Here is a 13,370-nt window from a genome sequence, read left to right on the forward strand (position 1 = left end):
CAGACACTCAATTTCTATCAATCTGTCTCTGGCCGATAAGCCCGCATAAACAACCCCACCACTTCCCGCACATGCTCCTCGGCCGCATCCCCGGTCACCGGCTCGCCGCAGCCATACAACAAGCGAAAATTCCCCGTGCCCTTGAGCAGGCAAAAGAAATGCTCAGCCGCATTGCGCGGTTGATCGATGCTCAATACACCGCTTTGATCGACCTTGGCCAGCAACCGCTCCATGCCATCCAGCATGCGTTGCGGTCCGGCCTCGAAGAAGATCAGCGAGAGTTTCGGGTCCTGGCTGCCCAGGGTGATCATCAGACGGTGCAGGTTCACCGATTCATCGCTGTTGATCAGATGATGAAAGCCATGCGCGATGTTCAGCAGCACAGTTTCCACCGCAATGCCGTCCGGCAGTTCGAAAAACAGCGGTGGCAGTTGCTCCTCGCACTTGGCGACAACGGCGGCGGAGAACAGCGTCTCCTTGTCGTTGAAATGGCTGTAGACGGTCAGCTTTGACACGCCGGCCTCGGTCGCCACCGCATCCATGCTGGTGTTGGCGTAACCATTGCTCAAAAACAGAATTTTCGCCGCATCAAGGATGGCCTGGCGCTTGGCCAGATCCTTGGGACGTCCCGGACCATTGGGTGCTGAAAGTTTGTTCGACATTCTTCGCTTTAATACTGGACTGGTGAGTTTGCTATTAATACCATACTGGCCAGTATAATTATTCCAAGCACCATTAGCGAAAGGTCGTTCACCATGTTCCGCTATGCCTTGCCCCTCGCGTTGCCAGTCAGTCTGGCGTTTTTATTGACTGCGTGTGGTCACGAAGAGGCGCCTCAAGTCACCATTCGCCCCGCCATGGTGGTGCAGCCAGAGCCTTCGGCGCAGGCGATGGAAAGCTATCCCGGTGAAGTGCGTGCGCGTTATGAACCGGATCTGGCGTTTCGCATTGGCGGTAAAGTCAGCCGACGACTGGTCGAAGAAGGGCAGCGGGTCAAGGCTGACCAGCCTCTGGCAGAGCTCGATCCACAGGACGTGCGCCTGCAACTGGAAGCCACCCGCGCCCAGGTCGCCGCCGCCGAGGCCAACCTGAACCTGGTACGCGCCGAGCGGGATCGCTACAAGACCCTGATGGACCGGCAGATGGTCAGCCGTTCGCAGTACGACAACACCGAAAACCTTTACCGCTCCGGTGAAGCACGCCTCAAGCAAATCAAAGCCGAATTCAACGTCTCGACCAATCAGGCGAGCTACGCGGTGCTGCGTGCGCCTCAGGATGGCGTGGTGGCCAAGCGGGCCGTGGAAGTCGGGCAAGTGGTGGCCGCCGGGCAAACCGTCTTCACCATTGCGACCGATGGCGAACGTGAAGTATTGATCAGCCTGCCGGAACAGAGTTTCGGTCGCTTCAAGGTCGGTCAGCCGGTGTCGGTAGAACTCTGGACCCAACCTGATCAGCGCTTCGCCGGACGCATCCGCGAACTGTCGCCCGCCGCCGATCCAAAATCCCGCACCTTTGCCGCCCGTATCGCGTTCACCGCCGGCAAAGTCCCGGCGGAACTCGGCCAAAGCGCCCGGGTGTTCATCCAGACCGCAGAAACCATCGCGCTGTCGGTGCCTTTATCGGCCGTCACAGCGGAAAACGGTGCAACGTACGTTTGGGTGCTCGGCGCCAACAACACCTTGAAAAAAGCCCCGGTCCGCGTCGGTGCATTCGGCGAGAAAACCGTGCCGGTGCTCGAAGGCTTGAACGCCAGCGACTGGGTCGTGGCCGCTGGTGTTCATGTGCTGCATGACGGGCAGCAAGTGCGTCCGGTGGATCGCGCCAACCGCGTGGTCAATCTGGCGGACAAGGAGTAATTCCCGATGGGTTTCAATCTTTCCGAATGGGCGTTGCGTAATCGCCAGATCGTACTGTTCCTGATGCTCCTGCTGGCCGTTGTCGGTGCACTTTCCTACACCAAGCTCGGCCAAAGCGAAGACCCGCCGTTTACCTTCAAGGCGATGGTGATTCGAACCAACTGGCCGGGTGCCACGGCTCAGGAAGTGTCGCGCCAGGTCACCGAGCGCATCGAAAAGAAGCTGATGGAAACCGGCGAGTACGAGCGCATCGTCTCGTTCTCCCGTCCGGGTGAGTCCCAGGTGACGTTTATTGCGCGCGATGCCATGCATTCGGTGGACATTCCCGAGCTCTGGTATCAGGTCCGCAAGAAGGTCAACGATATCCGCCACACCTTGCCACCGGGTATTCAGGGGCCGTTTTTCAACGATGAATTCGGCACCACTTTCGGCAACATCTATGCCCTGACCGGTGACGGTTTTGATTACGCGGTGTTGAAGGATTACGCCGACCGCATCCAGATCCAACTGCAACGGGTCAAGGATGTGGGCAAGGTCGACCTGCTCGGGTTGCAGGACGAGAAGATCTGGATCGAGCTGTCCAACGTCAAGCTCGCCACTCTTGGCTTGCCGTTGGCCGCTGTGCAACAAGCGCTTGAAGAGCAGAATGCGGTGTCGACCGCAGGGTTCTTCGAAACCGCCAGCGAGCGATTGCAGCTACGGGTTTCGGGGAATTTTCAGACCGTCGATGAGATCAAGAACTTCCCGATCCGCGTCGGTGATCGCACGTTCCGCATTTCCGATGTGGCTGACGTTCGCCGTGGTTTCAATGATCCTCCCGCACCGCGCATGCGCTTCATGGCCGAAAACGCTATCGGTCTGGCCGTCGCGATGAAGGGCGGTGGCGACATTCTGGTGCTGGGCAAGGCGCTGGAAATCGAGTTCGACCGCATCCAGAAAAACCTTCCGGCCGGCATGCAATTGCGCAAGGTATCGGACCAGCCCGCTGCGGTGAAAACCAGCGTCGGCGAATTCGTGCAAGTACTGGTGGAGGCCTTGGCGATTGTGTTGCTGGTGAGCTTCTTCTCACTCGGCATGCGCACCGGCATGGTGGTGGCGCTGGCGATTCCGCTGGTGTTGGCGATGACCTTTGCCAGCATGTATTACTTGGGGATAGGTCTGCACAAGATTTCTCTCGGTGCGTTGGTGCTGGCGCTGGGCTTGCTGGTGGACGACGCGATCATCGCCGTGGAAATGATGGCGATCAAAATGGAACAGGGTTTCGACCGCGTCAAGGCCGCCAGTTACGCCTGGACCAGCACGGCGTTCCCAATGCTCACTGGTACGCTGATCACTGCCGCCGGGTTCCTGCCGATTGCCACCGCGCAATCGAGCACCGGCGAATACACCCGCTCGATCTTCCAGGTAGTGACCATCGCGTTGCTGGCCTCGTGGGTGGCTGCTGTCGTCTTTGTGCCGTATCTGGGGGAGAAACTACTGCCCGATCTGGCGAAGATTCATGCCGCCAAACACGGCACGGGTCAACCCGACCCTTACGGTACACCGTTTTATCAGCGTGTCAGGCGTCTGGTGGAGTGGTGCGTACGGCGACGCAAAACCGTGATCGTGCTGACGATCCTGATGTTTATTGCCTCGGTGGCGCTGTTCCGCTTCGTGCCGCAGCAATTCTTCCCGGCGTCGGGTCGGCTGGAGTTGATGATCGATTTGAAACTGGCCGAAGGCGCGTCCCTGAGCAACACCGCCGATGAAGTTAAACGCCTTGAAAGTCTGTTGAAGGATCACGCGGGTATCGACAATTACGTGGCCTACGTCGGCACCGGTTCACCGCGTTTTTACCTGCCGCTTGATCAGCAGCTGCCGGCAGCGAGCTTCGCGCAGGTTGTGGTCCTGGCCAAGTCCATCGAGGATCGCGAAGCCCTGCGTACCTGGCTGATCGAAGCCCTCAACGAACAATTCCCGGCCCTGCGTGGGCGGGTCACGCGTCTTGAAAACGGCCCGCCTGTCGGTTATCCGGTGCAGTTCCGGGTGACCGGTGAGCACATCGACGAAGTCCGCGCACTGGCCCGTAAAGTGGCGGCCAGGGTTCGTGAGAATCCGCACGTGGTCAATGTGCACCTGGACTGGGAAGAGCCGAGCAAAGTGGTGTACCTGAACGTCGATCAGGACCGCGCCCGAGCGCTTGGCGTGAGCACGGCGAACCTGTCGAAGTTCCTGCAAAGCTCGCTGACCGGTTCCAGCGTCAGCCAGTACCGCGAAGACAACGAGTTGATCGAGATCCTGTTGCGCGGCACCTTGCACGAGCGCACCGAACTGTCGTTGCTGCCGAGCCTGGCCGTGCCGACCGACAACGGCCGCAGCGTTGCGCTGTCGCAGATTGCGACGCTGGAATACGGCTTCGAAGAAGGCATCATCTGGCACCGTAATCGCCTGCCCAACGTGACCATCCGCGCCGACATCTATGGCAAGGAACAACCGGCAACGCTGGTGCAACAGATCATGCCGACGCTCGAACCGATTCGCGCCGAATTGCCGGACGGTTACTTGCTGGACGTCGGTGGCACGGTAGAAGACTCCGCTCGCGGACAGAATTCGGTGAAGGCCGGTGTGCCGCTGTTCATCGTGGTGGTGCTGACGTTACTGATGCTGCAACTGCGCAGTTTCTCCCGCACGGTGATGGTGTTTCTGACCGCGCCGCTGGGGCTGATCGGCGTGACGTTGTTCCTGATCGTGTTCCGCCAGCCGTTCGGTTTTGTCGCGATGCTCGGGACCATCGCGTTGTCCGGGATGATCATGCGCAACTCGGTGATCCTGGTGGACCAGATCGAACAGGACATCGCGGCAGGCCTCAAACCCTGGCAGGCGATTATCGAGGCCACAGTGCGCCGCTTCCGCCCGATTGTATTGACCGCGCTCGCGGCGGTGCTGGCAATGATCCCCTTGTCACGCAGCGTGTTCTTCGGGCCGATGGCGGTGGCGATCATGGGCGGGCTGATTGTGGCGACGGCGCTGACGTTGCTGTTCCTGCCGGCGCTGTATGCGGCGTGGTTCAGGGTGAAGAAAGAGCCGGTCTGACTTCCTACATGTATTTCAGATCTTTCTGATATTGAGTCAGGGGGATCTGAATGCTGTACTCACGACTCAGTTTCACGAGTTTTTGAGTCAGAAGTCATGAAAAAACCGCCTGCTTTAACGGGCAGGACCGACCCAGTGTTCGACCTGTTGATGAAATCGCCCCACAAGGAACGCCTCCCGGACTAACTGGCCCTGCTGAAGCCGCTGGATGATCAGGGGCGTTACCTTCCATTTGATGAATTGCGTTACCGCTGGGCGCCGGGGCTGGAATCCAGATTGTGCTGGGCCTTGGTCAAAAAGGCCCGGACAGCACAGTATTCCTGCCTTCTGCCCTTGGGCGAACCGGTCCAGTGGGGCAATTTTGTGCTGACGCCGTTAGCACAGAAAGCCATTTCGGCAGTCGATCGGCAAACCACCACCGCCGCGCTGGAATACATGACCAGCCAAATCGGTGAGCGCGCGCATTTCAGCTATCTGCTCAATGACCTGATCGAAGACGAAGCCATCAGCAGCAGCCAACTCGAAGGCGCTGCAACCACCACGCCGGTGGCCAAGGACATGCTCAAGTGCCATCGCCTGCCGCGTACGCCCGATGAGCGAATGGTCATTGGCAACTACCAAATGATGAACTTCGCGTGGGAACAGCGTTATGAACCACTGAGTGTGGAGCTCATCACCGCGATGCATCGTGTGGGTGTCGAGGGTATTGATGACGCGCAGTATTCGCCGGGTGAATTCAGAGGCACCAATGATGTGGTGGTGCAGGACGGCGAGGGCAACACCGTGCATACCCCGCCGCCCGCAGCAGGGCTGGTGTCACGCTTGCAGGTGCTGTCGAAGTGGATCAATCAGTCCCACAACGATATCAACCGTGGGGACTACCTTCCTTCTTTGGTCAAAGGTATCGCGCTGCATTTTGCTTTGGGCTACGAGCATCCTTTTCGCGATGGCAATGGTCGTGTCGCGCGGGCGCTGTTTTACTGGTTTATGTTTAAAAATGACTATTCGGCGTTTCGCTATATTGCGATCAGTGTTTTGCTGCGCAACGCGCCGGTGAAATACGGGCGGTCGTATTTGAATACCGAGGCCGATGAACTGGACCTGACTTACTTCATCGATTTTCAGTGCTCGGTGATCCTGCGGGCTGTCGGTGGTTTTACCGAGGTCTATCGCAAGAGTCTGGACTACGCCGAACGTTTTGATCGTTGGTTGATGGCGTCGGGTTTTTTCGACCCACTCACCGAGAAGCAGCGCGCAGTCTATCAAGTGGCCAAGAGCGGGATGGCCAAGGAGTTCCCGGCCGTCAATGTGAAGGAAAACCTCGACTGCTCTTACAACACTGCTTCGGCGACCTTGAACGGGCTGGTTGATCTGGAGGTGTTTGAGAAACGGAAGATGGGGCGCGAGTGGGTGTTCTTTTTACGGGCGGCACCCGTGGGCTCATCCATCATGGAGGCCATTTAAATGAAAAGCCCGCTGAACCAATAAAGGTCAGCGGGCTTTTTTACAGCGTTCAGTCGCTCGGAATTACAACGTCCCAAACACCTTCTTCGCCAGACTGGTCGCCGCCGCCGCAGGGTTCTGGCGGATGGTTTCTTCCTGTTTGCCGATCATCTCGAACAAGCCGTTCAGGGCTTGCTCGGTGACGTAGCTTTCGATGTTGGCGTTCTTCGTGTCCAGCACACCCATGGTCGCAGCCTGACCGGCGAACGTGTTGTATTGCTTGGCCAGACCGACTTGATCAGTGGCCTGCTTCACAATCGGCAGGAACTTGGCGCGGATCTGTTCGCGACTGGTTTTGTTCAGGTATTGAGTGGCCGAGTCGTTGCCGCCGCTGAGGATGCCCTTGGCATCTTCCACACTCATTTTCTTCACCGCGTCCACGAGGATCGGCTGGGCCTGGGTCACGGCGGTTTCAGCCGCTTTGTTCATGCTGGCTTCCAGTTCGTCGACCTGATCGCCCATGCCGAACTGCTTCATCTTGCCGGCGACCTTGCCGAGCTTGCCCGGCAAACCGATTTTCACCTCCGGGTTGTTGCTGAAACCACCCGGTGTGCCGAGTTGTTTGACCGCCAGTTGTGCGCCTTGAGTCAGGGCATCCTTGAGGCCGCCGGTGGCGTCTTTTTGCGACAGGTCGCTGAGCGTCAGCGCCAGTGCGCTGGCGGAGATCATCAAGCCTGCGCAGAGGCCAGCGAAGCGAAGGGTAGGGCGGAGCATGACAGCTTCCTTGTTCGGATTGATGAGGAACGGACTTTGACAGTCGTTGTGCCGGCTTATTGTTGGCGTGAAGGTTATCAGCCTTTGCTGAAGGGTTTTAATACGACAGAGCCGGGATAGACTTCGATTGAATTGCGGTATTCATTTTCAGTCGCCGTCAGGGTATAGCGTTTACCCGGCACAACAGTGTCCGGATCGTACTCCAGATAAAACGCCTCTGCCATTTGTTCACTGATATGCACTTGAGTCAGTTGCACCGTCGCGTTGTCGTGCTCATGGGCAACAATGGTCACCGCGTATTCGGGTTCTACGGCTTGAGGTTCTTGCGCCTGGATGTAGAGGCGACCGATCGGGCTCAGGTGCAGTGTTTGGCGGTGAGGGGTGCGGTGGACAACGATGAAGTGGTCCAGGTCAATCAGCAGTGGCACACCGTTGTGGGTCATGCTGACACTCACGCGGTATTTGACGCTGACATCGGAATAACTGTGTGCGAATGAGAAGTTCCAGCGGCCGCGGTACAGCATCGGTTTACGGGATTGTGCCACTTTGATGGGGGGCTGAGTGTTTGCCGTATGAACGCTTATATTAGTCTCGGCCTCGCCGCCGGTGGGAGGCATAAAGTCTTCAGGCAAACTAAATGTCAGGGTGATGTATTGGGTGGAGTTATCTAAAGAGTTCATCGCGATATCCATATCGTGGTGGGTTATTTGGAAAGATCTATTAATCCATAATCGGCCAACTATAAGAACATCCATGTTCTTATCGTTGTTGTCAGGAAGTTACTGGGTCCAACTAAGCCTGATCCGCCGCATCTTCACTGCGATGCAATGCCACCTGACGAATCGACAATCGAATCTCCGCCGGCAACACCCGTTTGGCCGCACCTTCGGCCAGTTCGCCGAGCAATTCGTGATAGCTCAACTTGCCGGCTTCGTCGCGCTTGAGCACGTCGAGGTCCAGCATGGTCTGGATAAAGTGGCGGAACAGGCTCTTGTCGAAGAACTCCGGGGCGTTCAGGCCATGGAGGATCGACAGGCGCTGGGCCATGACCGTGCACAAGTCTTCCAGCTCTTCGGCGCTGATGCTGTTCTGGCCGCTGTTGAGCAGTAAAGAGACGGTCATATAGAAGCGTTGCAAGGTCTGGGCAATGCTCTTCGACAACAAAGTCAGCAACACAAAATGCCGCGAGCTAGGTGCCGGACGCAGGTAGACATTGTTTTCGAAACGCAGCAGGCCTTGTTCGACGAACGCTTCCAGCCATTGGTCGATCACGGCATCCAATTCATCCATGGACCAGCGAATGAACAGTTCCGATTGCAGGTACGGGTACAGCGCGCGGGTGTAGCGCAGGATCTGTTCGCGGCTCATGCGCGAGGCGCTCTGGAAGAAACTCGCCAGCAGCGCCGGCAACGCAAAGATGTGCAGGACGTTGTTGCGGTAGTAGGTCATCAGGACGGCGTTCTGCTCGTCCAGATACAAAATTTTGCCCAGAGCATCGCTCTGTTCGGACAGCAGATCCATGTCCTTCACATGTTCGATCAGTGTGCGACCGTCACCTTCGGGCAGCGTGGTGTGCGGCGAATACGGAACCTTGCGCAACAGCGCCAGATACAAATCGAGCACTCGTGCCATGGCGCGATCGTCCAGCGCCAGACGGCTGGTGGAGAGCAACGCCAGGGCCACCAGGTTCACCGGGTTGATCGCTGCCGCTTCGTTCAGATGCTGCGCGACTTTCTCGCCCAGGCGGTTAGTCGTTTCGGTGAGCCAGGCCGGTTTGAACTGCGGACCGAGTTCCTGTTGGCGCCAGTCCGGCTGTTCGCTGTCGAGGAATTCCGCCAGTTTGATTGGCTCGCCGAAGTTCACCGCCACTTGGCCGAAGCGTTGCTTGAGTGCGCCGATGACTTTGAAAATATCGAAGATCGATTCTTTTTTCTTGGTCGCACCACGCAGTTCGCCGAGGTAGGTCCGGCCTTCGAGCACGCGCTCGTAACCGATGTACACCGGCACGAACACGATGGGCATGCGCGACGAACGCAGGAAGCTGCGCAGGGTAATCGCGAGCATCCCGGTTTTCGGTTGCAGCATGCGCCCGGTACGCGAACGGCCACCCTCGACGAAGTACTCGACCGGGAAGCCTTTGGTGAACAGTATGTGCAGGTATTCGTTGAACACTGAGGTGTACAGCGGGTTGCCCTTGAACGTGCGGCGCATGAAAAACGCGCCGCCCCTGCGTAGCAGACTGCCGATCACCGGCATGTTGAGGTTGATCCCGGCGGCAACGTGCGGCGGGGTCAGGCCGTTGCGGAACAGCAGATACGAGAGCAGCAAATAATCGATGTGGCTGCGATGGCACGGCACGTAGATCACTTCGTGACCCTGGGCGACCTTCTGCACGCCTTCGATGTGGTTGACCTTGATGCCGTCGTAGATCTTGTTCCAGAACCAGCTCAGCACCACTTCCATGAAGCGGATCGCGGTGTAGGTGTAGTCCGAGGCGATCTCGTTGCCGTAGCGCAAGGCCTGGGCCTTGGCTTTTTCCGGGGAGATGTTTTCGCGCTCGGCTTCGTCGAGGATCGCTTGCTTGACCAGCGGCTGGTTGACCAGGCCCTTGACCAGGTTGCGCCGGTGGGAAATGTCCGGGCCGATGACCGCGGCTTTGAGGTTGCGAAAGTGTACCCGCAGGATCCGCTGGGCCATGCGCACGGTGCGCTCGTGGCCCTTGTTGTGATCGATCAGCTCGCGCAGGTGAATCGGCGCAGAGAACTGCACACGCGTCTTGCGCCCCAGCACGATGATACTGAGCAATCGACGCAGACGACCGGTGACGGCCCAGCTGTCGGCGAAGAGCAATTTCCACGGGCTCGATTCGCTGTCCGGCGACTGGCCCCAGAACACGCTGACCGGAATGATCTGCGCATCTTCGGCGGCGTTCTGGCTCAGGGCGCTGACCAAACGGGTGAGAGTCGGCGGCGCACCGCGTTTGTCCAGACGGCCGAGCCAGTCGGGCTCTGGTGTCAGGTAAAAGAACGCGGCAGGTTCCACCAACGTGCCCACCGAGACCGGCAACACCGGGCGGGGCAGGCCAGCCTTGCTGCATTCGGTGTCCACCACGGCGAGGTCGGTCAGCGAAGGGTTTTGCAGGACGTAGAACACCGGGCGACTGCGGTCGAGGTCAAGGGTGAACGACGACTGGTTGATCGTCTCCGAGCGAACCCAGAGATAGAGCAGTCGGCGCAGGGTGCCAAACACAAGACGGCGGAACGGGGAGCGGGTCATACGGCTTCTGCGTGAGTGAGTAAAACCGAGCAAATGCTCGGGCGGCCGATAGTGTGCCGTATTCATCGAAAATCGGCAAAAAAGCGCCTAAGTAAAGTGAGTTGAGAGTTTTGACGGCTGTCATATACTCGGCCGTTCAAAATAAAAACAAGGGGGTACTGATTCATGGCTACGCGCGAAACCGGCAACGTGAAGTGGTTCAACGACGCCAAGGGCTACGGTTTTATTCAACGTGAGGACGGTGTGGACGTGTTCGTGCACTACCGCGCGATTCGCGGCGAAGGGCACCGTTCGCTGGCTGAAGGTCAGCAGGTTGAATATGCCGTGGTGACGGGCGAGAAGGGCTTGCAGGCTGAGGATGTGGTGGGGCTCTAAACCCACTCTTCAGATCACACAAAATCAATGTGGGAGCGGGCTTGCTCCCACATTTGATCTGCTTCGTTTTTAAGCAGTTTTCCAGGTGATTTCTTCTTCACCGTCCGCGCTGATACGCATCCAGCGATCCGCAGTTTCTTCACCTTCTTCCTCGACCCACGTACCCGGTGCGCAACGCACTTCGATGTTCAGCGCGGCAAAGGCTGCGCGGGCGCAGGCGATGTCGTCTTCCCATGGGGTCTGGTCGCTGTCCAGGAACAGGCTGTTCCATTTGCCCACGGCTTTGGGAAGCCAGGTGACCGGCACATTGCCGGCCTTGCACTTGTACGTCTGACCTTTCTGAACCCAATCGGTGCACGGGCCCAAAGCAGTGCCGAGCCAGGCTGCGATGGCCTTGTAGTCGACGTCGGCGTCTTTCAGGTAAATCTCGATATCGGGTTGGCGCATGGATGTCCTCACTGCGGGTCTGAAAAATCCATTCGCGGATTTAGCCGGCCTCAAGCCGTTGCTCAAGACCAAAAAATTAAGATTGCTCTCTAACTATTACTGCAGTACGAAATAATCGTAGCGCATCGACACCGTGACCTCGAACGGCTCGGCCTGTTCGATGACCGCCGCGCGGCGTTCGGCACTGGCGCGCCAGCCATGGGGTGTCATGGCCAACAAGTTCGCGCGGTCCTGTCCCTTTGAAAGTGTCAGTTGGAATTCCAGGGTTTCGCTGTGTTGCAGCGCCATGCCTTCCGGCACCAACGCCAGATGCTTGTCGTCGGTGTATTCACGCACTTCGTCGTACAGCCGCTCGCGCAATTCCATCAGATGGCCGCTGGTCGGACCGACTTTCATCAAGCCGCCGCCGGGGCTGAGCAGACGTTTGGCTTCTTCCCAGTCGAGCGGGCTGAAAACACTCGCCAGAAACTGACAACTGCCCGAGGCCAACGGCACCCGCGCCATGCTGGCGATCAACCAGGTCAGTTGCGGGTTGCGTTTGCAGGCGCGTTTGACTGCTTCCCGGGAAATATCCAGCGCGTAACCGTCGGCGTTCGGCAAGGCCTCGGCGATTTGCGCGGTGTAGTAACCCTCGCCACAGCCGATGTCGAGCCAGCGTTGCGGCGCGTAGTGCGCCGCCAGTTCGGCCAGACGTTTGGCCACCGGCGCGTAATGGCCGGCGTTCAAGAAGTCGCGACGGGCTTCGACCATGGCCAGGTTATCCCCAGGGTCGCGGCTGTTTTTGTGCTGCACGGGCAACAGGTTCAGATAACCCTGGCGCGCACGGTCGAACCGATGCCCGGCGGGGCAAGCCACGCCGTTGTCCACCGCGTTCAGCGGTTCACTGCAGATCGGGCAAGCGAGCATCAGGCGAGCAACTTGATCAGAGTCTGGTAGTAAATTTCGGTCAGCACGTCGAGGTCCGCGGCCAGTACACGCTCGTTGACCTGGTGGATCGTCGCGTTGACCGGGCCCAGTTCAACCACTTGCGTGCCCATGGTCGCGATGAAACGACCGTCGGAGGTGCCACCGCTGGTGGAAGCCTTGGTTTCACGACCGGTAATGTCCTTGATGCTCGACGCAACCGCGTCCAGCAACGCACCCGGCTCGGTGAGGAACGGCAGACCGGACAGCGCCCAGTCGATGTGCCAGTCCAGGCCATGCTTGTCGAGCATCTCGGCGACGCGTTTTTGCAGGCCTTCAACGGTGGATTCGGTGGAGAAGCGGAAGTTGAACACCGCCACCAGGTCGCCCGGAATCACGTTGGTCGCGCCGGTACCGGAATTGACGTTGGAGATCTGGAAACTGGTCGGCGGGAAGAAATCGTTGCCGTGGTCCCAGTGCTCGGCGGCCAGTTCGGCCAAGGCCGGGGCGGCGAGGTGGATCGGGTTCTTGGCGAGGTGCGGATAGGCCACGTGGCCCTGCACACCGCGAACGGTCAGCTTGGCGCCGAGGGAGCCGCGACGACCGTTCTTGACCACGTCGCCCACCAGCGTGGTGCTCGACGGTTCGCCGACGATGCACCAGTCCAGACGTTCCTTGCGCGCGGCGAGGCGTTCAACCACAGCCTTGGTGCCGTGGTGCGCCGGGCCTTCTTCGTCGCTGGTGATGAGGAACGCGACCTTGCCCTTGTGATCCGGGTAATCAGCGACAAAACGCTCGGCGGCCACGGTCATGGAGGCCAGGCTGCCTTTCATGTCCGCTGCGCCACGGCCGCAGAGCATGCCGTGCTCGTCGATCAACGCGTTGAACGGGTCGATCTGCCAGGCGGTGACCGGACCAGTCGGCACCACGTCGGTGTGACCAGCGAAGCACAGCACCGGACCGTCGTGTTTACCGTGGGTCGCCCAGAAGTTATCCACATCTTCGATGCGCATCGGTTCCAGCATGAAACCGGCATCGCCCAGGCGCTGCATCATCTGCTTCTGGCAATCGGCGTCGACCGGCGTCACGGACGGACGGCGGATCAGGTCGATGGCGAGTTGAAGGGTCGGCGAAAGGTCGGCGTGGGCCGTCATGGAAAACTCCGGAAGCTAATTGTGTAGGAGCAAAGCTTGCTCGCGATGAACGATGATGAGGTCTTTCTGT

General features: G+C 58.8%; 10 protein-coding genes and 1 pseudogene. 4 read left to right on the top strand and 7 right to left on the bottom strand.

The window, feature by feature from the left end; translation table 11 throughout:
- Positions 1-17: 17 nt before the first annotated feature.
- A complete protein-coding gene (locus ACA048_RS05515; protein ID WP_497628265.1) occupies positions 18-662 on the bottom strand; it encodes a TetR/AcrR family transcriptional regulator in 645 nt (214 codons plus the stop codon).
- 93 nt (positions 663-755) lie between these two features.
- Between ACA048_RS05515 and ACA048_RS05520 the strand changes: the two genes are divergently transcribed.
- The 3 genes and pseudogenes from ACA048_RS05520 (at position 756) to ACA048_RS05530 (ending at position 6,392) form a co-directional block, all read left to right on the top strand.
- Complete coding sequence (locus tag ACA048_RS05520) at positions 756-1,856, top strand: efflux RND transporter periplasmic adaptor subunit (protein ID WP_497628266.1); 1,101 nt, start codon at positions 756-758, stop codon at positions 1,854-1,856.
- Positions 1,857-1,862: 6 nt separating this feature from the next.
- Positions 1,863-4,928: an efflux RND transporter permease subunit gene (locus ACA048_RS05525; protein ID WP_497628267.1), complete on the top strand. Its 3,066-nt coding sequence runs from the start codon at positions 1,863-1,865 to the stop codon at positions 4,926-4,928.
- A 96-nt stretch (positions 4,929-5,024) separates the two neighbouring features.
- A pseudogene (locus tag ACA048_RS05530) lies at positions 5,025-6,392 on the top strand (Fic family protein).
- Positions 6,393-6,455: 63 nt separating this feature from the next.
- Here the strand turns inward: ACA048_RS05530 and ACA048_RS05535 are convergent.
- The 3 genes from ACA048_RS05535 to plsB all read right to left on the bottom strand — a co-directional run bounded on the left by ACA048_RS05535 (position 6,456) and on the right by plsB (position 10,421).
- Complete coding sequence (locus ACA048_RS05535; RefSeq protein ID WP_497628268.1) at positions 6,456-7,145, bottom strand: DUF4197 domain-containing protein; 690 nt, start codon at positions 7,143-7,145, stop codon at positions 6,456-6,458.
- Positions 7,146-7,222: 77 nt separating this feature from the next.
- The gene (locus ACA048_RS05540; RefSeq protein WP_497628269.1) at positions 7,223-7,900 is read right to left on the bottom strand and encodes a hypothetical protein; all 678 of its coding nucleotides are present in this window, start codon (positions 7,898-7,900) and stop codon (positions 7,223-7,225) included.
- A gap of 37 nt (positions 7,901-7,937) precedes the next feature.
- Positions 7,938-10,421, bottom strand: a complete 2,484-nt coding sequence (gene plsB, locus ACA048_RS05545; RefSeq protein WP_497628270.1) for a glycerol-3-phosphate 1-O-acyltransferase PlsB — start codon at positions 10,419-10,421, stop codon at positions 7,938-7,940.
- Positions 10,422-10,586: 165 nt separating this feature from the next.
- Here plsB and ACA048_RS05550 point away from each other — a divergent pair, with 165 nt between their 5' ends.
- Positions 10,587-10,796, top strand: coding sequence for a cold-shock protein (locus ACA048_RS05550; protein WP_010462862.1), 210 nt, complete (start codon positions 10,587-10,589; stop codon positions 10,794-10,796).
- A gap of 69 nt (positions 10,797-10,865) precedes the next feature.
- Here the strand turns inward: ACA048_RS05550 and ACA048_RS05555 are convergent, their stop codons facing one another.
- The 3 genes from ACA048_RS05555 to dapE all read right to left on the bottom strand — a co-directional run bounded on the left by ACA048_RS05555 (position 10,866) and on the right by dapE (position 13,300).
- Entirely contained in the window at positions 10,866-11,243 is a 378-nt protein-coding gene (locus tag ACA048_RS05555; RefSeq protein WP_497628271.1) for a hypothetical protein, read from the bottom strand.
- A gap of 96 nt (positions 11,244-11,339) precedes the next feature.
- Positions 11,340-12,149, bottom strand: a complete 810-nt coding sequence (locus tag ACA048_RS05560) for a putative RNA methyltransferase (RefSeq protein ID WP_497628272.1) — start codon at positions 12,147-12,149, stop codon at positions 11,340-11,342.
- Positions 12,149-13,300, bottom strand: coding sequence for a succinyl-diaminopimelate desuccinylase (dapE, locus tag ACA048_RS05565; protein WP_497628273.1), 1,152 nt, complete (start codon positions 13,298-13,300; stop codon positions 12,149-12,151). Before dapE ends, ACA048_RS05560 begins: the two co-directional genes overlap by 1 nt.
- Positions 13,301-13,370: the final 70 nt, after the last annotated feature.

Source organism: Pseudomonas sp. LBUM1659, assembly GCF_059716045.1.